Annotated in this window: 16 protein-coding genes and 2 tRNA genes; 12 read left to right on the forward strand and 6 right to left on the reverse strand. The window is 43.6% G+C overall.

Going from position 1 to position 21,083, the window contains the following annotated elements; translation table 11 throughout:
* Positions 1–8: 8 nt before the first annotated feature.
* From ftsI to RJ01_RS00755, 5 genes are all read right to left on the reverse strand, one after another.
* Positions 9–1,832, reverse strand: a complete 1,824-nt coding sequence (gene ftsI / locus RJ01_RS00735) for a penicillin-binding protein PBP3 (RefSeq protein ID WP_034169736.1) — start codon at positions 1,830–1,832, stop codon at positions 9–11.
* 15 nt (positions 1,833–1,847) lie between these two features.
* A complete protein-coding gene (gene ftsL, locus RJ01_RS00740) occupies positions 1,848–2,180 on the reverse strand; it encodes a cell division protein FtsL (RefSeq protein ID WP_004787146.1) in 333 nt (110 codons plus the stop codon).
* A gap of 10 nt (positions 2,181–2,190) precedes the next feature.
* Positions 2,191–3,102 carry a 16S rRNA (cytosine(1402)-N(4))-methyltransferase RsmH gene (rsmH, locus tag RJ01_RS00745; RefSeq protein ID WP_034169737.1) on the reverse strand — a complete coding sequence of 304 codons (912 nt, stop codon included), beginning with the start codon at positions 3,100–3,102 and terminating at the stop codon, positions 2,191–2,193.
* 190 nt (positions 3,103–3,292) lie between these two features.
* The gene (locus tag RJ01_RS00750; protein ID WP_034169738.1) at positions 3,293–4,312 is read right to left on the reverse strand and encodes a sulfate ABC transporter substrate-binding protein; all 1,020 of its coding nucleotides are present in this window, start codon (positions 4,310–4,312) and stop codon (positions 3,293–3,295) included.
* 241 nt (positions 4,313–4,553) lie between these two features.
* Complete coding sequence (locus RJ01_RS00755; protein ID WP_034169739.1) at positions 4,554–5,558, reverse strand: sulfate ABC transporter substrate-binding protein; 1,005 nt, start codon at positions 5,556–5,558, stop codon at positions 4,554–4,556.
* 395 nt (positions 5,559–5,953) lie between these two features.
* Between RJ01_RS00755 and RJ01_RS00760 the strand changes: the two genes are divergently transcribed.
* The 6 genes from RJ01_RS00760 to RJ01_RS00785 all read left to right on the forward strand — a co-directional run bounded on the left by RJ01_RS00760 (position 5,954) and on the right by RJ01_RS00785 (position 9,366).
* A complete protein-coding gene (locus tag RJ01_RS00760) occupies positions 5,954–6,259 on the forward strand; it encodes a hypothetical protein (protein WP_034169740.1) in 306 nt (101 codons plus the stop codon).
* Between the two features lie 139 nt (positions 6,260–6,398).
* On the forward strand, positions 6,399–7,907 hold the full coding sequence (gene gltX, locus RJ01_RS00765) for a glutamate--tRNA ligase (protein WP_034169741.1): 1,509 nt from the start codon (positions 6,399–6,401) through the stop codon (positions 7,905–7,907).
* Positions 7,908–7,964: 57 nt separating this feature from the next.
* Positions 7,965–8,040, forward strand: a tRNA-Ala gene (locus RJ01_RS00770).
* A 36-nt stretch (positions 8,041–8,076) separates the two neighbouring features.
* A tRNA-Glu gene (locus RJ01_RS00775) sits at positions 8,077–8,152 on the forward strand.
* 143 nt (positions 8,153–8,295) lie between these two features.
* Positions 8,296–8,637, forward strand: a complete 342-nt coding sequence (locus RJ01_RS00780) for a hypothetical protein (protein WP_004787163.1) — start codon at positions 8,296–8,298, stop codon at positions 8,635–8,637.
* 381 nt (positions 8,638–9,018) lie between these two features.
* Entirely contained in the window at positions 9,019–9,366 is a 348-nt protein-coding gene (locus RJ01_RS00785; RefSeq protein ID WP_227504391.1) for a sel1 repeat family protein, read from the forward strand.
* A gap of 43 nt (positions 9,367–9,409) precedes the next feature.
* Here RJ01_RS00785 and ettA read toward each other — a convergent pair whose 3' ends face one another.
* Positions 9,410–11,071 carry an energy-dependent translational throttle protein EttA gene (gene ettA, locus RJ01_RS00790; protein WP_005233568.1) on the reverse strand — a complete coding sequence of 554 codons (1,662 nt, stop codon included), beginning with the start codon at positions 11,069–11,071 and terminating at the stop codon, positions 9,410–9,412.
* Positions 11,072–11,389: 318 nt separating this feature from the next.
* On the opposite strand from ettA, the gene RJ01_RS00795 reads away from it, so the two are divergent.
* The 6 genes from RJ01_RS00795 to RJ01_RS00820 all read left to right on the forward strand — a co-directional run bounded on the left by RJ01_RS00795 (position 11,390) and on the right by RJ01_RS00820 (position 21,079).
* Positions 11,390–12,667, forward strand: coding sequence for a bifunctional O-acetylhomoserine aminocarboxypropyltransferase/cysteine synthase (locus tag RJ01_RS00795; protein WP_034169743.1), 1,278 nt, complete (start codon positions 11,390–11,392; stop codon positions 12,665–12,667).
* A 295-nt stretch (positions 12,668–12,962) separates the two neighbouring features.
* Entirely contained in the window at positions 12,963–13,850 is an 888-nt protein-coding gene (locus RJ01_RS00800) for an SDR family NAD(P)-dependent oxidoreductase (RefSeq protein WP_034169744.1), read from the forward strand.
* Between the two features lie 215 nt (positions 13,851–14,065).
* Positions 14,066–14,848: a bifunctional phosphoribosyl-AMP cyclohydrolase/phosphoribosyl-ATP diphosphatase HisIE gene (gene hisIE, locus RJ01_RS00805; RefSeq protein WP_034169745.1), complete on the forward strand. Its 783-nt coding sequence runs from the start codon at positions 14,066–14,068 to the stop codon at positions 14,846–14,848.
* A 19-nt stretch (positions 14,849–14,867) separates the two neighbouring features.
* A complete protein-coding gene (locus RJ01_RS00810) occupies positions 14,868–16,370 on the forward strand; it encodes an AAA family ATPase (protein ID WP_034169746.1) in 1,503 nt (500 codons plus the stop codon).
* Positions 16,371–16,409: 39 nt separating this feature from the next.
* Positions 16,410–17,804: an AAA family ATPase gene (locus RJ01_RS00815; protein ID WP_034169747.1), complete on the forward strand. Its 1,395-nt coding sequence runs from the start codon at positions 16,410–16,412 to the stop codon at positions 17,802–17,804.
* A 437-nt stretch (positions 17,805–18,241) separates the two neighbouring features.
* Positions 18,242–21,079 carry a monovalent cation/H+ antiporter subunit A gene (locus tag RJ01_RS00820; protein WP_034169748.1) on the forward strand — a complete coding sequence of 946 codons (2,838 nt, stop codon included), beginning with the start codon at positions 18,242–18,244 and terminating at the stop codon, positions 21,077–21,079.
* The last annotated feature ends 4 nt before the right edge of the window (positions 21,080–21,083 follow it).

Here is a 21,083-nt window from a genome sequence, read left to right on the forward strand (position 1 = left end):
TCACCTATTTACTGGACTTTGGGAGATTCTAAAGGTTTGTCCAACGGGACATTCAGCAGGCGTAAAGACTCCTGCATCACACGGGCAAAGACAGGTGCAGATACCGTACCACCATAGTAAGTGCCTTGTGGGTTTTCTACCACCACCACCATAGCGATCCGTGGGTCACTGACTGGTGCTACGCCAGCGAATAAAGCACGGTATTCATTGGTCGAATAACCTTTACGGTCGGCACGCAATTTATGCGCAGTACCCGTTTTACCTGCAACACGATAACCAGGTACAGTTGCACGGGTTGCTGTACCACCAGGCAAAGTTGCTGTTTCCATCATCAGCAGAACCTGTTCTGCGATTTGAGGATCAATCATCTGCTCGCCTTGTGGCTGTTCTTCTAACTTATATAGACTTAAAGGCACTTTCACACCTTTATTCGCCAGCATGGCATAGGCATCAGCCAATTGCAGCACAGTCGCATTCAGACCATAACCATAAGCCATGGTTGCTACTTCAGACACATTCCATTTACTTGGCGGCAGAATTAAACCAGAACTTTCACCCGGAAATTTCACTGCGGAACGCTGACCAAAACCAAGACGTTTATAGAAAGTCGGTAAGGTTTCATACGGCAGTGACAAAGCTAATTTAGCTACACCGACGTTTGATGATTTCTGGATAATGCCACCTAGTGTTAACTGACCGTAGTTATGCGTATCACGAATAGTGTGATTCCCGACCCGCATACTACCTGGAGTCGTATTGATCACCGAATTGGCCGTATATTTCCCACTCTCTAGAGCCATCGCCACTGTTAGCGGCTTCATGGTTGAACCCGGCTCGAAGGAATCGACAGCGCCACGGTTACGCATTGCATCTTTATTTAATAAGCCATTCTTGTCATTCGGGTTATAAGAAGGCCAAGAAGACATTGCCAGAATTTCACCAGTTTTGACATCGACTGCAATCGCCGTTGCGGAGCGGGCATTATTGGCGACACCCGCTGCAGTGAGTTCACGGTACATAATGTACTGTAAACGTGAGTCGATACTCAGGGTAATATTTTCACCCGGCTCGACTTCTTTAATCACTTCCGGTTCTTTAACCCGGTTGCCTTTTTTGTCACGGATAATCTGCTGTTCACCATCCTGACCGGCAAGACGGGTATTCAGCTGCATCTCCAGACCTTCGATCCCAGTTCCTTCACTATTGGTCAGACCAATAATCTGGGAGTTTGGCTGTGGCTGCGGATAATAACGCTTATAGTTCTTCTCGGTATAAACGCCTTGGAAATTACGCTTCATGATCAGTTCCGCCTGTTGTGGCGGCACTTCTTTTTTCAGGATCAGATAACGTGAACGTGGACGCTCTTCCATTTTTTTGCGCAATTCAGCACGATCCATACCCACTGCATCAGCCAGCTCATCGAGATTCAAGTTTTTATCTGGGAGTTGACGTTTCAGTTTACGGCTATTCGGCTCTTTCTGTAGCGCCAGCATGGTCTCATCATAAAGTTTTTTATTATCAAAATAGTCACGTGGGTCAATCACGATTTTCATAATCGGCGTACTGATCGCCAGCGGAATACCATTACGATCATAAATTACTCCACGCATAGCCTTGATGGTATTGGTTCGCAGAATATTGGCATTGGCTTTATTTTGCAGAAAATCCTTATTAATAATCTGCACATAAAAAGCTCGGCCGATCAGTGTCACAAAACACAGCAGCACCACGGCCCACATGATGTAAAAACGGTTGATATAAACATTTAAGGCATTTTTCTCGGTGACGGACTGCTTTTTACGTACCGGTTGCTTCTTTCTCTTGTCTACCATGTTCGAGCGCTAGCCTTATTTTTTCTCATCTGAAGGTTGTGGTAAGGAAATTACGACACTCTGTGAAATCGGAGGTGAATACATCCTTAACTGGGTCACTGCACGGGTACCAATCTGCGCGGTCGCACCAAAGGTCTGCTGTTCAATCAGCAAACGTCCCCACTCTGCATTCAGGTCATCCCGTTCACGCAGATAGGTACTCAGTTTGCGGTTATCCTGACGGTATTCAAAGACCTGGAAGACGACAAATACCGCACTGATGAAGACCATCAACATTAATATGAGGTAAACAATGACTTTTTTCAGCCATAACTTTTCTGTTTTTTTATCAACCACTTCAGTTTTCATGATGTGCCTATTAAGCTAAACGTTCTGCCACGCGCAGCCATGCGCTACGTGAACGAGGATTGGCTTTAACTTCCTCATCACTTGCCTTGACCCGGGCGATTTTCTTTAAACGTCGCGTATCCTTTTGTTGTTGCGGCATTCCCCAGCCTGAATCTTCTTCAAGCGTTGATTCTTTTTGAATAAACTGTTTAATCAACCGGTCTTCTAATGAATGAAAGCTGATCACAGCCAAACGTCCCTCTGGTTTTAAAATTTCAACCGCTTGAGGGAGGAAAGTTTCAATATCTTCTAATTCTTTATTAATAGCAATACGAATTGCTTGGAAAGTTCGAGTGGCAGCATGTTTATTTTTTTCCCATTTTGGGTGGGCAACTTTCACAATTTCCGCCAGTTTGGCTGTGGTATCAATATATCCGGCAGCCTTGATTGCTTTAGCAATACGGCGACTATAACGCTCTTCCCCATACTGAAAAATCACATTGGCCAGTGCTTCTTCTTCAATATTCACTAACCATTCTGCTGCAGTCGGACCTTGCGAGTTGTCCATACGCATATCCAGCGGGCCATCTTTCATAAAGCTGAAACCGCGTTCTGCCTGATCCAGCTGCGGTGAAGACACCCCTAAGTCAGCCATCACACCATCTACACTTACAATACCCTGCTCAGCTAATGCCTGTTTTAAATCAGCGAAGCTGGCATGGATAATTTTAAAACGTGAATCTTCCTGTTCCAGTTCTGCGGCAACAGCCAATGCTTGCGGGTCTTTATCGAAGGCGTAGACGCGTGCATTTTCATCCAATTTGGAAAGCAATAAACGTGTATGCCCACCGCGACCAAAGGTTCCATCCACATAAATTCCCGTATTGCGACCAGCCAGTAAGGCATCAATCGTTTCGTGAAGTAATACAGAAATATGTGACATAAAAACTCAATCAATAGGGCGAAAAATTTAACTGCACATTATCACTCTGTTTAGCTAAAGCTCCAAACGACTTTTTGTAGATAAATATTAATTTCTATAGAGAAAACCGTTTTTATTTTTCGACAGCCGATAAAAAAGCCTCCATCGAGGAAGCTTTTTTATATTTTAAATTTATTTTCTAATCAACAGATTAACGCTTCGAGTTGTAGATCTGGTCGAAGATTGCGCCATTCACAAAGTGAGTTTTCTGTGCATTGGCCCAGCCACCGAATACTTCATCAATGGTAAAGGTTTTAATTTTCGGGAACTGTGATGAATATTTGGCTAATACTTTCTCATTACGTGGACGGTAGAAATGTCGTGCTGCCATGTCCTGACCAAGTGGAGAGTAAAGATAGTTGATATAACCTTTAGCTAACCATTTATTGCCATTTTTATCCACTGTACGATCTACGATGGCTACAGAGGGTTCAGTCAGAATGGTCAAAGATGGATAAACGATATCAAACTTATTTTTACCGAGAGTTTTTTGTGTTACTAGGGCTTCATTTTCCCAAGTTAACAACACATCACCAATATTACGTTCAGCAAATGTGGTCATCGAAGCACGTGCAGCAGAGTCCATCACTTTTACGTTTTTATAAAGCTTGCCGACAAATTCTTGGGCTTTGGCTTTGCTACCACCCGGCTGTTTCTCTGCATAACCCCAAGCTGACAGATAGACCCAACGTGGCAAGCCACCAGTTTTCGGATTTGGTGTAATAATTTCTACACCCGGTTTAGTCAGATCTTTCCAATCTTTAATTCCTTTAGGGTTACCCTTACGCACCATGAAGACAATCGTTGAAGTATAAGGTGCAGAATTGTGCGGGAACTCTTTTTGCCAGCCTGGCTGAATCTGACCAGATCTTACGATCTCTTCAATATCGTTTGCCAATGCCAAGGTAACTACATCACCTTTTAAACCGTCAACCACAGAACGGGCCTGTTTACCCGAACCGCCGTGTGACTGCTTAAAGTTCACATCGATACCGGTTCGTTTTTTCCAGTAGGCCCCAAAAGATTTGTTAAATTCATCATAGAATTCGCGAGTCGCATCATAAGAAACGTTCAGGAATTCACGATCCGCGGCTTGGCTCGCAGTTGCAGTAAATGTCAGTCCTGTTGCCAATAAGGCAGCGCTAACTAGTGATTTAAATTGAGTTTTCATAAGAGTATCGGGAGATTATCTTCATTAGATATAACTATATGAAATAAAGTTATTTTTCGCAATTGAGCAAACAAAGTGCATACAGGGTAATATTTAGTTATTTTTTGTTTTAATTTCATGTTTTATATAATAAAAATATCTAGATTAAAGGCTTATCCTATTTTTATAGCATTTTATGCATTAGATATAAAAAAAACGGATAATAAATTATCCGTTTCTGATTTTGCTTCAGTAATTAAAATTATTTACGGTTTTCCGCAGAGATCTGATCGTAGATCGCCCCATTCACAAAATGGGTTTTCTGCGCTTTTGCCCAGCCGCCAAAGACTTTATCAATGGTAAAAGTCTGGATTTTCGGGAATTGCGCCGCATATTTTGCTGCTGCTTTGGCATCACGTGGACGGAAGTAATATTTCGCTGCCAGCTCCTGCCCTTTTGGTGAATATAAATAGTTTAAATAACCTTTGGCTAAATTGCGGTTGCCATTTTTATCCACGGTCTTGTCGACAATCGCTACTGATGGCTCAGCCAGAATGGAAATTGAAGGATAAACAATTTCATACTTATCTTTACCCAGACCTTGCGTAGCCAATAATGCTTCATTTTCCCAAGAGAGTAATACATCGCCGATCCCGCGTTCAGCAAAGGTCGTTAAGGAACCACGCGCACCTGAATCCAGTACTTTGACATTGGCATAGAGTTTTTTCACCAGTTCTTTGGCTTTGGCATCATTACCACCTGGCTGTTTTAGGGCATACCCCCATGCAGAAAGATAAATCCAGCGCGGTGCACCGCCAGTTTTTGGGTTTGGCGTAATAATTTCAACGCCTGGTTTGGTTAGGTCATTCCAGTCTTTAATCTGTTTTGGATTGCCTTTACGAACCAGAAATACAATTGTAGAAGTATAAGGAGCCGAATTACTTGGGAACTCTTTCTGCCAGCCCTTTTTGATTAAGCCTGCATTGACAATTTCTTCGATGTCATTGGCCAGTGCCAATGTGACTACATCGGCCTGCAAGCCATCCACCACAGAGCGTGCCTGTTCGCCTGAACCGCCATGTGACTGTTTAAAGTTGACCGCTTGCCCGGTTTTCTGTTTCCAGAACTTACCAAATTCTTCGTTATATTCCTGATAGAATTCGCGGGTCGGATCATAGGAACCGTTGAGAAAGTCTTTTGCAGCATAGCCAGGAATGACACTTCCGCCAAGTAATACTAAAATAGTAGAAGTTATTATCTTTTTCATGATTGGAGCTCATTGCTAATTTATCTTTATCCAGCACTATATAAATAAAAAAGTACTTAACAATCATGCGCTTATAATATTTTATCCGATCATATTCTATTTTTGATATATATGCTCACAATTCATTTCGGATACATTTTCCCCTAAAAATTTAATATCCTGCTACAATTTAAGACAGTTCTTCACGATCTCTACACAGTTATCTGTTACAAATAGGCAACTTAAATGTGGAAATTCTGAAATTTAGTAATTTTCCACAGAGAAATATTAGTTTTTTGTAAAAAATGTGACCTGGTTCTACTTTTTTATATCCGAATGTGATTAGATTGTAGCCAGTATTATAACAACATTTTTAACAAAACAAGATTAACCAGAGCTAAGGAGGAAGTTTGGATATGAAATTTAAAATATTCACAGCCAGCATCCTAAGTCTTATCATGCTGTTCTCGATTCAACTTGGCCATGCTGTAGTTGTAAAAACAGAGCTATCTAAAGCCTCTGTAAATGCAATTGAAGTGAAAACCTCACCAATTGAAAAAGCAATTCAGCAACATAAAGCTGATAAAAATGCTTTTCATACTGAGGATGAACTTAAAGCGCTGACTGCGTTCAAATCAAATCCGACTCAAAGCTTTTTTGCAGCTCAAAACCTGCGCTTTACCCGTTTTGTGCAAAGTATTTTTTCTCCGAGCAATTCATAAGACTTAGTTTTAGTTCTCCACCTTCGTTATATTTTGCTCATCCTGAAAAGTCACATCATTCAATGTTGAATAAAGCATTAAGTGATGTGGCTTTTTCGTTATAATAGCTGCAATTTTATATTTAAGATTAGATCCGGCTATGACTGTTCGTACTCGTATTGCACCTTCTCCTACCGGTTTCCCGCATGTGGGAACTGCCTATATTGCCCTGTTCAACCTGTGTTTTGCCAAACAGCACGGTGGTGAATTTATTCTTCGTATTGAAGATACGGATCAGCTGCGTTCTACTCCTGAATCTGAAAAAATGATTCTGGACTCACTACGCTGGTTAGGCCTGAACTGGTCAGAAGGCCCAGATGTCGGTGGTCCACATGCACCATACCGCCAGTCAGAACGGATGAGCATCTATAAAAAATACGCAGAAGAACTGGTAGATAAAGGTCATGCCTTCTACTGTTTCGCAACAGCGCAAGAACTGGATGAAATGCGTGCTGAACAGCAGGCGCGTGGCGAAACTCCACGCTACGATGGTCGCGGTCTAAAACTGTCTAAAGAAGAAGTGGCACGTCGTCTGGCAGCTGGTGAACCGCACGTGATCCGTATGAAAGTGCCGACTGAAGGGGTATGTACCTTTAATGACATGCTCCGTGGTGAAGTAGAAATTCCCTGGGCGCAAGTCGACATGCAAATTCTGCTAAAAACGGATGGCCTTCCAACTTACCATCTGGCAAACGTGGTTGATGACCACCTGATGCAAATTACGCATGTGATTCGTGGTGAAGAATGGATTCCATCTGCACCGAAACATCAGTTGCTGTACAAATACTTTAGTTGGGATATGCCAGTCCTGTGCCACATGCCGCTACTGCGTAATCCGGATAAATCAAAACTGTCTAAACGTAAGAACCCGACTTCAATCAACTATTATAAAGACATCGGTGTATTGCCAGAAGCTTTGCTGAACTATCTTGGCCGTATGGGCTGGTCAATGCCAGATGAGCGTGAAAAGTTCGCTTTGGCTGAAATGATTGAACACTTTGATATTAACCGTGTCTCTCTGGGTGGTCCAATCTTTGATGTTGAGAAACTGAACTGGTTAAATGGTCAGTGGATTAAAGCCCTCTCTCCTGCCGAACTGTTAGATACCCTACTGACCTGGAAAGCAGACCGTGCCAAACTGGAAGAAATCGCTGCTGCGATTCAACCACGAATCAATCTGCTGTCTGAAGCAGTAAACTGGTCAGCGCATTATTTCAACCATTTCCCGACCTTGACTAAAGAACAGTTCGAAAGCAAAAAACTTTCTGAAGAACAAGTTCGTCAAAGCCTGCAATTTGCGATCTGGCGTCTGGAAAGCCTGTTCACCTGGAACAATGACACTGTCAGCCAAACGCTGATGGATCTGGCGAATCAGATGGGCGTTAAATTACGTGACTTTATGCCAGCGTTCTTTATTGCCATTGCCGGTTCAACCGCTTCTACCCCAGTCATGCAGACCATGGTTACCATTGGTCCGGATCTGACTTTTGCCCGTCTGCGCCACGCGCTGGAAGTGGTCGGTGGTCCTAGCAAAAAGGAAGTAAAAGCTTGGGAGAAACTGAATGAGAGTCTGAAACTGCCGAAAAATGAAGCAGTTGATCAAGCTTAATTTATTTTTTAGTTGACGGCTGAGCGTTATATCCATAATATAGCGCTCACACAGACTGGGGTCATAGCTCAGTTGGTAGAGCGCTACAATGGCATTGTAGAGGTCAGGAGTTCGATCCTCCTTGACTCCACCAAATAAGTCTTGCTTTACCTGTGTATTTGCCTCATTTGTCCCTATCGTCTAGAGGCCTAGGACATCGCCCTTTCACGGCGGTAACCGGGGTTCGAATCCCCGTAGGGACGCCATATTCAAGATGGCAACATCTTAATAAAAAACCCAAGCATTGTGACTTGGGTTTTTTATTGTCTGTCTGTTTTATATTGGCGGTATTTCGGTTTTTGCGTATCTTCCGATAAAATAATCAGTAATTTAGAATTTTGGAGTTGTAATGCAATATCGTTGCCCTAAATGTCAAAGCCCAAAAATCATGCCCGTGGCTCAGCCAGGTCAACCGGCGGCGCGTCCTGTCGTGCCTAAAAGCCTGATCATGCTGGTGCCTGCCCTGTTTGTATTATTGCTATTGGTCATCATTAGCATCGCGATGTGGATTTTTGGAGATGGTGCAGGTACGACTTTACAGACCGCTACTGTGATCGTGTTTATAATCTGTCTGATCGCAGGCTTCATGTTCTATAAAGATTTACCTGATTTTAAAATTTCCATGCAGGCTTTCATGCAAAGTCAAAAAAAATGGAAATGCCGTGAATGCAATCATGAGTGGGAAATCTGATTTCTATAGTTTACTCATTTTCAAAGCCGAAAAATCTTGCATGCTTATGCAAGATTTTTTTATTAGTAAAACTAAATCTTCTAACCCCTAATATCAAAATGTCGACTAGAACAACAAATTCATATTTCTTCCAATTTGCTTCACTTTTAAAATGAAGTTTTTTTATTTCTACTGCTTGTTTTTGCTCATTAAATACACAAAAATATCAACATGAGACTAAAAGCATGCAATTCATTACCGAAATAAAACCGCTTTATATTGTAGTCTTTAGTGGATAGTTTAATTAATTATTAATAATGGCAAAGGTGAGGAATAAAAATGCTTAAACTTAAAAAAGTCATACATTTTCTGTTTTCTCACGATGAGTCAACAAATTCAGACATGGAAAATTCTATATCTGAAGCAGACACCTGTTATCTGGAAGCTGTGCAACTTGAAAAGCTTTGCCATGCTTTAAAGCAACGCCAAGTCGAACATTTTCAAATTGCGCAACTAGAGCAGCAAGAAAGTTATCAACGCAATGCTTTCTGGAACTACTTAAGTGCAGCAACACGTGGACACGTCGAAGCGCAATACAAATTAGGTAAACACTTTCTTAAAGGTAGTCTAGGTTTAAATCAGAATTATTTTCATGCTGAAGAATGGCTGAATAAGGCTAAACAGCAAGGTCATTTAAAAGCTGCGCGGCTGTTATCAAATACTTATAGCCAAATGAGTGTCCAATATTAAATAAAAAAACCAGCCCAAAGGCTGGTTTTTTTACGCGCTTTGATTAAGCACCAATTTTGCGGTATTTCTGACGCTTCGCTGCCAGATCATCACCATATTTCTTACGGCGATATTCTTCAAACTCGGTATAGTTACCGGTGAAGAACTCTGGAGTCTCATCTTCAAATGACAAGATGTGAGTCGCAATACGATCCAGGAACCAACGGTCATGCGATACCACCATCACACAGCCTGGGAATACCAGAATTGCATCTTCTAACGCACGTAAAGTTTCTACGTCCAGGTCGTTTGATGGTTCATCGAGCAGGATTACGTTAGCACCTTGTTGCAGGATTTTCGCAAGTTGTAAACGGTTACGCTCACCACCTGACAATTCACCTACGCGTTTTTGCTGATCTTGGCCTTTAAAGTTAAAGCGTCCAATATAAGCACGAGATGCAATTTCATAATCACCCACTTTCAGGATGTCCAGACCGCCAGACACTTCTTCCCAAACGGTTTTATTGTCGTCTAGGGTGTCACGGATCTGACCCACATAAGCAACTTTTACAGAATCACCTAAAGTTACCGTACCGGTATCGGGTTGCTGTTCGCCCGTCATCATACGGAACAGTGTAGTTTTACCTGCACCGTTTGGACCTACGATACCGACAATCGCTGTTGGTGGTACTGTGAAAGACAAGTCTTTATACAGCAGTTTGTCACCAAACGATTTGCTAATCCCTTCAACTTCAACCACCTTGTTGCCCAGACGTGGACCAGGTGGAATGTAGATTTCAGAAGTTTCGTTACGTTGCTGGAATTCACGAGAGTTAAGCTCTTCGAAACGTTCCATACGTGCTTTGTTTTTCTTCTGCTGGCCTTTCGCATTTGAACGAACCCATTCAAGTTCTTTTTTCAATGCTTTAGCAAAAGATTCTTCCTGTTTGTTCTCTTGTTCTAAACGCGCATTTTTCTGTTCCAGCCAAGAAGAATAGTTACCTTGGTAAGGAATACCATGTCCACGGTCAAGCTCCAGAATCCACTCTGCCACGTTATCCAGGAAGTAACGGTCGTGCGTAATCGCCACGATGGTGCCCGGAAAGTCTTTCAGGAAGCGTTCCAGCCAAGATACAGATTCTGCATCCAAGTGGTTGGTCGGTTCGTCGAGAAGTAGCATGTCTGGTTTAGACAGCAGTAAACGACATAATGCAACACGACGGCGTTCACCACCTGAAAGCATGGTTACATCTGCATCCCATGCTGGCAGGTTCAATGCTGCTGCAGCCTGTTCCAGCTGGTTATTCAGGTTATGCGCATCCCAAGTCTGGATAATTGCTTCCAGTTTTTCCTGTTCTTTCGCCAAAGCATCGAAGTCTGCATCCGGATCTGCATAGTCTGCAAATACCTGATCAAGGCGTTCTAATGCATCAAGTGCTTCACGTACGCCGTCTTCAACGTTGCCACGAACGTCTTTGGTTGGATCAAGTGGTGGTTCTTGCTCGAGGTAACCGATTTTGATACCCGGTTGCGCACGTGCTTCACCAGAGAAATCTTTATCTACGCCCGCCATAATACGAAGCAAAGTAGATTTACCTGCACCGTTCAGACCAAGCACACCAATTTTTGCGCCTGGGAAAAATGATAAGGAGATATCCTTGAGAATTTCGCGCTTTGGCGGAACCATCTTGGACACTCGGTTCATCGTATAAATATATTGGGCCACGTAGGACTCCTCAATTGAAAAACCAAATGGGGAAGAAACAAACTTCCCCTGCTCAATCATGAGCGAAAAAATAATCGGCTATTATACGCAGAAAGTCTTCAAAACATAAGCCATTCACGTGAAGTTAATGCCTTGTTACAAGTTTAATCCTGTTTATTTTTCAAACAGTATTTCTGACACCTAAACTTGCATTATTTTGCTGATGCTATATCGTTAATTAAGATATTTATTTGAATAAATATGCACTTTTCTTCATATTTCAAGTGCTAATATTTGAGCAGTTTCAATACAGCAGAAAACACAAGAAGACCAACGATCATGACTTATAAAGCAGAAACTTTAGCGATTCACGCAGGCTATAGCCCGGAACCTACTACTAAAGCTGTTGCGGTTCCCATTTATCAAACTACCTCATATGCTTTTGACAATACTCAGCACGGTGCAGACCTGTTTGATTTAAAAGTTCAGGGCAATATTTATACCCGTATCATGAACCCAACCACGGCAGTGCTGGAACAACGTATTGCAGCTATGGAAGGCGGGATTGGTGCGCTGGCATTGGCTTCGGGTATGGCTGCGATTACCTATGCGATTCAGACCATTGCTGAAGCGGGTGACAATATTGTTTCAGTGTCTACTTTATATGGCGGCACCTATAACCTGTTTGCGCATACACTGCCTAAACAAGGGATTGAAGTTCGCTTCTTTGATTATCAAAATCCAGAGGCATTACGTGGCCTAATTGATGACAAAACCAAACTGGTTTTTGTGGAATCGATCGGTAACCCGCTGGGCAATATCATTGATCTGGAAGCGATTTCCAAGATTGCCCATGAATATGGCGTACCAGTCATCGTTGATAATACAGTTGCCACCCCAGTCCTACAGAAATCTTTTGATTTCGGTGCCGACATCGTGGTGCATTCACTGACCAAATATATTGGTGGTCACGGGAATTCGATTGGCGGCATTATCGTGGATAGTGGCAAGTTCCCATGGGGGCAACATGCCGAGCGTTTCCCTGCTTTGAATACACCGGATCCGAGTTATCATGGTGTGAATTATGTCGAAGCTTTAGGTGAAGCGGCGTATATAGCGCGTGCTCGTGTCGTACCTCTGCGTAATACCGGGGCAGCGATCAGCCCACAAAATGTATTTTTAATTCTGCAAGGCTTGGAAACTTTGAGCTTGCGTATGGAACGTCATACTGAAAATGCGCTGAAGGTTGCAGAATATTTACAACAACATCCGAAAGTAAAATGGGTCAATTATGCCGGTCTGAAAGATCACCCGCAGCATGCTTTGGCACAAAAATATGTGAAAGGTAAACCGTCTGCCATTCTGACTTTTGGTGTAGAAGGTGGTCGTGAAGGCGGTGCCCGTTTTATTGATGCCCTGCAACTGTTCACCCGTCTGGTCAATATTGGGGATGCCAAGAGTCTCGCCTGTCATCCTGCAACCACCACCCACCGCCAGCTCAATCCTGAAGAGCTTAAATCAGCAGGTGTGAGTGAAGATATGGTTCGTTTATCAATCGGGATTGAACATATTGATGACCTGATTGCGGATCTGGAACAATCTCTCACAGCAGTTTAAGCGCCATTTTAAAGCAGAAAACTCCAGCAAAAATGCTGGAGTTTTTTTATTTATTTTTTGAATACAATCACTTGCTTTGTTATTTATTTTCATGATAAAAATCAATTGAAACGGCGAACATAAATAGAGCAATTACTCTAATTTTTATTTTATTTTCAATAGTTTAATGTATAGATTTTTTTAAATAATTAGTTATCATATTAGTACTCATCTTCGCTCTTATCTCTGTTAGAGCCATCTTTGATTTTTTAATAAAAATAATTTGAACGCAGTCTTCAAATTAGGGATAACAAACGTGAAAACTAGACTACAGAAACAATTGGAAAAACGTATTGCAGGTAAAACTGTTCTTATTACAGGCGCATCCAGTGGTATAGGTTTAACGACAGCACATCAGCTGGCAGATGCTGGCGCACATGTTTTACTGGTCGCGCGTACCAAAGACACCCTAGAACAAGTAAAAAAAGAAATTGAATCCAAGGGCGGTAAAGCTTCAGTATTTCCATGTGATCTCAACAACATGGAATCCATTGATGAAGTGTCCAAACAGATTATTGCTTCAGTCGACCATATCGATATCCTGATTAACAATGCGGGCCGCTCGATTCGCCGTGCAGTGCATGAATCAGTGGATCGTTTTCATGATTTTGAACGTACCATGCAGCTAAATTATTTTGGTGCAGTGCGCCTGGTGATGAATATCCTGCCGCAAATGATGATTCGCCGTGCAGGTCATATCATCAATATCAGCTCGATTGGTGTATTGGCGAACGCCACCCGCTTCTCGGCTTATGTCGCATCTAAAGCGGCACTGGATGCTTTCAGCCGCTGTCTGTCTGCAGAAGTCCATTCACATAAAGTTGCAATCACTTCAATTTATATGCCTTTGGTTCGTACACCAATGATCGCACCGACCAAGATCTATAAATATGTGCCTACCCTGTCTCCGGAACAGGCAGCTGAACTGGTTGCTTATGCGATTGTGAAACGTCCGAAGAAAGTCGCAACCAATTTGGGACGTCTGGCTTCGATTACCTATGCGATTGCACCAGACATCAACAATGTCCTGATGTCGATCGGTTATAACCTGTTCCCAAGCTCTTCAGCATCAGTGGGTCAGCCACAAAAACTGAACTGGGTGCAAAAGGCCTATGCACGGATCTTCCCGGGCGAGCACTGGTAATTTCTTCAAGAATATTCCGGCCGCCTACTGGCGGCTATTTTATTTCTGTACTTTAGAGATTCAGCCGCTCAGGTTTATAATCTGAATGCGCCCAACGACACATCCTGTCTTTTCAGGTACAGATTTTTGCCGCAAATGCGACGAGATCACGTACACTATGGACGGATATTTCCTATCCATCTTTTTATATTCTGATTTAATTAATGGAAACCCTTATGAACAACGTGCAATGGCTCGATGAAGTAAAATTTAACGAACAAGGTCTGATCCCTGCCATTGCCCAGCACCATCAAACTGGTCGTGTATTGATGGTCGCCTGGATGAATCGTGAAGCGCTGGCTTTAACTGCTGAAAAAAATCAGGCGGTATATTTCTCCCGTTCACGTAACAAGTTATGGCATAAGGGTGAAGAATCTGGTCATTTCCAGACTGTGCATGAAATCCGTCTGGACTGTGATGCGGACGTGATTATTTTACAGATTGAACAGCATGGTGGTATTGCCTGCCATACCGGCCGTGAATCATGTTTCTATCGTAAACTGACACCGAATGGCTGGGAAATTGTGGATGCACAAATCAAAGATCCTGCTGCAATTTACGGTGAAAAATCAACAAATCCACATACTCTTGTCATGAATGCCTCAACCGCTCAGTCTGAACAGGTTGAAGTATTGTCATACTTGGGCGAGATGATGGCAGAGCGTAAGAAAGCTGATCCGGAATCCTCTTATGTGGCCAAGCTGTATCATAAAGGCCTCAACAAGATTCTGGAAAAAGTCGGTGAAGAAAGCTTTGAAACTGTGATCGCGGCTAAAGATTTTAAAACTGAAGCCTCTGAAGACAACAAGAATGACCTGATCTATGAAGTGGCTGATCTGTGGTTCCATACCATTGTGATGCTCGGTTACTTCGACCTGGATCCACAACTGGTCCTGAATGAACTGGCACGCCGTCAGAGTCTATCCGGTCTGGTTGAAAAAGCCAATCGTCAACATTAAGTCGTGAATGAATCTACCTGTGTCTGATCTGCAAAAACCCAAAGCGACCTATGAGCAGGCAACTGCCATTGATAACGCACGTCTGGGAAAATCTTTTAAAGTCATTGCCTATGCGGGCACAGGTAAAACTACGACCCTGCAAATGATCAGTGATGCCATGCCGGAACGGCGCGGTATGTATCTGGCATTTAATAAATCCATTGCCTCAGAAGCACAAAACAAGTTTCATCGGGGTGTGGACTGCCGAACGTTTCACTCCCTGGCTTTTCGCAGTGTTCCACGTGGAGTCACGGATAAGCTACGCCTACCGCGTTTAAGTCCAAGCTTTATTGCCAAGGAATATCGTCTTGAGCCCATGACCTTGCGCCGGATGATGGGCGGACGTTATGAAAAATATGTGCTGATGCCTTCGCGTCTGGCCAGTCTGGTTGCGAACGCAGTCGGCTATTTCTGCTCGACCAGTTCGCAATATCCCGCCCCGCGACATATTCAGGCACCGAGCTGGCTACACCCAGATGATATTGAAGCATTGCAAAAGAAACTTTATCCAGCAGTTGAACGGCGTTGGTTAGAGTCAACTGATCCCAATCATCAGGCCGGGATTGGGCATGATATTTACCTGAAACTTTGGGCATTGTCTGAGCCCAATATTCCTGCCGACTATGTGCTGTTTGATGAAGCACAGGATGCCGACCCACTGATGCTGGGAATTTTGCTGAAACAGCGTAGCACTCAGGTCATCTATGTCGGCGATGCGCATCAGCAGATTTATGCCTGGCGTGGCGCAGTGAATGCCATGCAGCAGCTGCCGCTACCCGAATCTCGTCTGACCACTTCATTCCGTTTCGGGCCTGAAATTGCGTTAAATGCTAATGCGATTTTGGGAGCATTGAATGAAACCGTGCCCCTACTCGGTAATCCGCACTTAAACTCCAAAGTCGTCAATAAACCGCACACTAAATTACGCGATGCGATTCTATGCCGGACCAATGCGCGTGCTATGGAACTATTACTTGCCGGTTTAGTACGTGGCGATAAAGTGAGTCTGCAAGCGGATCATGTTAAATTAAACCGTTTTGTTGATGCGGCTGCCATGCTGAAACAGGGCAAACGTGTAGTTGATGTACCTGAACTGGCCTGGTTTAATTCCTGGCATGATGTGCACGAATACTGTGAGACTAATGAAGGTAGTGATATCAAGCCTTTAGTCAAACTGGTCGATGAACATGGCACTGATCCCCTGAAAACTGCCCTCGCCAAAATCACCCCAATCGGACAAGCGGACTACATCATCTCTACCGCGCATAAGGCCAAAGGTCTGGAATGGGATCGCGTTCATATTGAAGATGATTACCAGTTCAAGCTGAATGAGAAAGACCATAAAATTAGTGACGAAGAGTTACGTCTGCTGTACGTGGCCTGTACTCGTGCTAAAGTAAGCTTAAATATTCATCACATTTATGACCTCATTCAACAACTGAAAATCGGGATGCCACAGTCACTGCGCCAAGCCGTCGGCTAAGGTAAAACATAGATGTAAAAATCACGCTACAGGTGATCCATGCACATCGAAAAAATACAACTCAAACATGCTCTGCACTTTTCTAATATCCAGCTCGATTTTGATCTGCAAAAATCACCTGTGACTTTAATTTTGGGTGATCAGGGTTCTGGTAAAACCACCTTGCTGCGCTTGAGTTATCAGGCTTTAACCTGGTTTTCTGCACGTTTTCGTGACTTGCGTACCGCAGGTTTAAGTATGCTGGATCAGGATATCCTGCAAAATCGTCTGCAATCCAAAATTGATATCCAGGTGCGTTTTCCTGATGATTTGGGACCATTACCTGAATCAGCACAGGGAGAAGCAGATCTTGCCCAATCCTGTTCCTGGCAGTTATACAAAACTTTAAATAGTCAGGGAATTGGCTTTGCCAAAGCGGAAACCCAGCAACTCGATACCATGGTGAATCTTTATCAGAAGGCAAGACAACATGACCCTTTGCTCGGCTTGCCTATGGTCGCCTATTATCCGGCTGAACGCTTCGTCAATGAAATCAATTTACTCAGCAAAAATAATCAGGCCATTTTTCAGACTGCGCATGCCTATGAAATTACTGCTATCCCTTTTACGACTTTTGCACGTTTCTTTGAATGGTTTCGTGAAATCAGTGATATCGAAAATGCACAAAGTGCCAAGATCATTGACCAGATTCTAGATCAGGCGCTACAGCAATCGGATGATATACAAGCAGATCAGCTGGTCCAGCAAATTGAAAAAGCTAAAGCACATATGCATACACCGAGCCTGACTGCCTTGCGTGAAGCTTTATCCATTGTACTACCAGAACTTAGCCAGATTTATCTGGACTATCAGCCCAAGCTGCAATTGATGGTGCGTTATCAGGATCACACCTTTAGCTTTCAGCAGTTGTCGAGCAGTATCCGGAACTGGATTGCACTGGTGGGAGATGTTGTACGGCGCCTTTGTCTGCTTAATCCGCACAGCTTATTTCCCTGTCAGGAAGGTACTGGCATTTTACTGATTGATGAAATTGATCATCAACTGGATCAGGACATGGCCGCCGTCATTTTACCGCGTCTGCATCAGGCGTTTCCTAACTTGCAGATTATTGTGACTGGAAACCGGCCGGAATTGCTGGAGCAGGCTCAGGATTTTCAGTGTCTAAAACTGGAAAATAAACAGTTGCATCCCATCCATCTAAATCCAATGCAGGTTCAGTATGATCATTTTTATGCAGAGTTGCCGCTTGAGATGAGCCAGAATCATTCAGAGATAGAAAAAGTTGAAGATGCACTTCAGGAACCAGAAATAGTCAACCTGACGGCTCAGTCTGTTTTGCAACTGATTCAGGAACAGCTAAGCACAGAACAGCAGCAAGAACTTTTACAACTGTTGAGTCAGGATAATTCACAAAGCCTGCCTCAATCTTCTTAAATAGCGCTGAAACGATAATGCAATTTAAAAACTAAAATCAGGATGCAAGAATAGGTTTTGATTTTCTGCATTTCTGATCAAGAAGTTATAAATTTTTATCAATAAATGCAGGGAGTTTGATCTTTATTTTCGGTCAAATTTGTACGAGATGTTCAAGCATGCACCCCATATCAAAACCAAGCTTACGTATAATCTACAAGTTCTACATAAAAACATTGATGTTGTGGTTATCCTGTAATATGATCGGTTTTACTTGCAATTTTCGTTGTAAAATCGGAATTTGCTATCGTTTATAAGTTGCGCAATACAACTGTTTTATTCTGTTTGAATATCATTCTGGCTTTCAAGATCGAGAAGTTTTGGGTCGCTCTTTGCGGTCCTGTAATCCTTGAAAGATAAAGATTCACCCTAGGTTGACCTTAACCTATATCACGACAATGGATACGAGTGTGCTGCCAATTATTATATTGTTACCGTTAGTATTAGGCACAACCCTTGTCTCGTGGCTGAAGCAATTTTCACGCGGGGTAACGGCTTTAGGAGCAATTGCCGTCAGCCTCAGCAGTTTCTTATTACTGTTGAGTCAGGCGCCTGCTGTATTTAATGGAACGGTAATTACCCAGACCTGGTCCTGGCTACCCCAGCTTGGAATCGACTTCAGTTTCCGGCTGGATGCTTTGGGCATGCTGTTTGCTCTGCTGATTAGTGGAATTGGTACCCTGATTTATATCTATGCCTATTACTATCTCAGTCCTAAAAACTCCCTAAGTAAACTCTATTTCCTGCTGATGCTGTTTATGGCAGCGATGCTCGGTATTTCATTGTCTAATAATCTTCTGATTCTCCTGATTTTCTGGGAACTCACCAGTATTTCTTCCTTTCTGCTGGTTGGTTACTGGAGCAATTACGAAGCGGCCCAACGCGGCTCACGCATGGCTCTAACCATTACCGGCATGGGCGGCTTATCTATGCTGGGTGGTTTTATTCTACTCGGACAGATTACGGGTACCTATCAGATTGACCAGATCCTGATGATGGGCGAACAGATTCAGGCACATGCCCTATTTGTACCGACATTATTATTAATTTTACTCGGTGCTTTTACCAAAAGTGCGCAGTTCCCGTTTCACTTCTGGTTACCAAATGCCATGGCAGCACCGACGCCGGTGTCTGCCTATCTGCACTCTGCCACCATGGTTAAAGCGGGCCTGTTTTTAGTCGCACGTTTATTGCCAATTTTTGCAGGCGCGGCACTGTTCCATAATATTGTTACTTTTATCGGGTTATTTACCCTGTGTGTGGCAGCGTTCTTTGCCATCTTTAAAGAAGATCTGAAAGGTCTGTTGGCCTATTCAACTATTAGCCATTTAGGCCTGATCATGTGTCTGCTGGGTATTGGCTCACCACTCGCCGTCGCAGCAGCAATTTTCCATATCATTAACCATGCAACCTTTAAAGCTGCTTTGTTCATGATTGCCGGGATCATTGACCATGAATCTGGTACCCGGGATCTGCGAAAATTGTCCGGTCTTTGGCAAATGCTGCCTTTTACCGCAACGCTGACCATGATCACTGCCGCCTCCATGGCTGGTATTCCATTAACTAATGGTTTCTTGTCCAAAGAGATGTTCTTTACCGAACTGGTCGCAAACTTAAGTGGCCCAGTCATGATCGGTGCAGCTATTGCAGGAACATTGGCCGGGATTTTCGCTGTCACCTATTCGATTCGTCTGGTACATGGCGTGTTTTTTGATGGTCCATTAGGCCAGCAAGTCCCAAATAAAGATGCGCATGAGCCACCATTTGGTATGCGTGCACCGGCTATTTTACTGGCTTTCCTGTGTATCGCAGTCGGCCTGTTACCAGGATTACTGGTCGAAAAGATTGTAAATAGCACCACACAAGCGTCAACCCAGAATTTTGCCTTTGAAGGCACTCATCTCGCCCTTTGGCACGGTATTAATCTACCTTTGGTGATGAGTATTATTGCGATATTCGGCGGTGCGATTTTCTATTTTGCACTGGCCAAAGGTGGCGCAATCCGGGAAATTGATCTGGATCCAAAACTCGGCAAACTTCAAGGTCGTGTACTATTTGATCTGTTCCTGAAAAATCTGTTACTGAATTCAAGACGTTTCCGCCGTGCGACTGAAAATGGCAAACTGCAAAGTTATATTTTATGGATTGTACTGTTTACCATTGGTCTGGTGGGCTACCCTCTTGTAGTCAATGGGATTGATACCGGTAGCCGGGAACTGACCCATGCTCCAGTGCTTGCCATCGTTCTATGGCTATTACTATTCTCAGCCTGCTGGATGATGCTCTGGTTCCATCATGAACGGATTAAAGCCATCCTGATCAGTGGTGCGGTCGGTCTGGTCGTCACCATGGTTTTCATTGGTTTCTCGGCACCCGATCTGGCTTTGACCCAGATTACAGTCGATGTAGTAACAACTGTTCTGCTACTGATGAGCCTGTCACTCCTGCCACAATTGACGCCTTATGAATCTAGCCCGACCCGACGCTGGCGAGATGCAGTGATTGCAGTCTGCGGGGGTCTAGGAATTGCAACAGTTGCCTGGCTGGTTATGACACGTGACCATAATTCAATTTCTTGGTTCTTTATCCAACAATCGATTCCGCTTGGTGGCGGTACAAACGTCGTCAACGTAATTCTGGTCGATTTCCGTGGTTTCGATACCTTCGGCGAGATTACTGTACTCGGGATTGCTGCAATTGGGGTGCTGAGTCTGATGGATGGTATGCGTGCTCATGGTACCACCATTACCCAAGGCCTGACTTACCGTTTTAACCCCTCCCCTTTGATGCTGCGTATTACCGCATCGTGGATTTTACCGGTAGCACTGGTAGTTAGTCTGTATATCTTTATGCGCGGCCATAATCTTCCGGGTGGCGGTTTTATTGCCGGTCTGGTCACCTCATTGGCCTTGATTATTCAATACGTTGCCATTGGTCAGGATCATGCAGAAAAAATGCTGGGAGCTAAATCTGGACGTCTCTATGAAATCTGGATTGGCGTCGGCCTGACTATTGCTGGCCTGACTGGCATCGCAGCCTGGTTCTGGTCACGTCCTTTCCTGACCAGTGCCCATATTCATGTTCATCCACCATTACTTGGCGATATGCATCTGGCTTCTGCCGCGCTATTTGATGTCGGTGTCTATGTCACCGTAGTCGGGGCGACCATGCTGATGATTTCCGTTCTGGGTGACTCCCGTCACTCAAGTATGACTGGCCCAGTACCAAGAGGATAATAGA

The sequence above is a fragment of the Acinetobacter sp. YZS-X1-1 genome (genome assembly GCF_000804305.1).
In the GTDB taxonomy this organism is placed as follows: Bacteria; Pseudomonadota; Gammaproteobacteria; order Pseudomonadales; family Moraxellaceae; genus Acinetobacter; species Acinetobacter variabilis.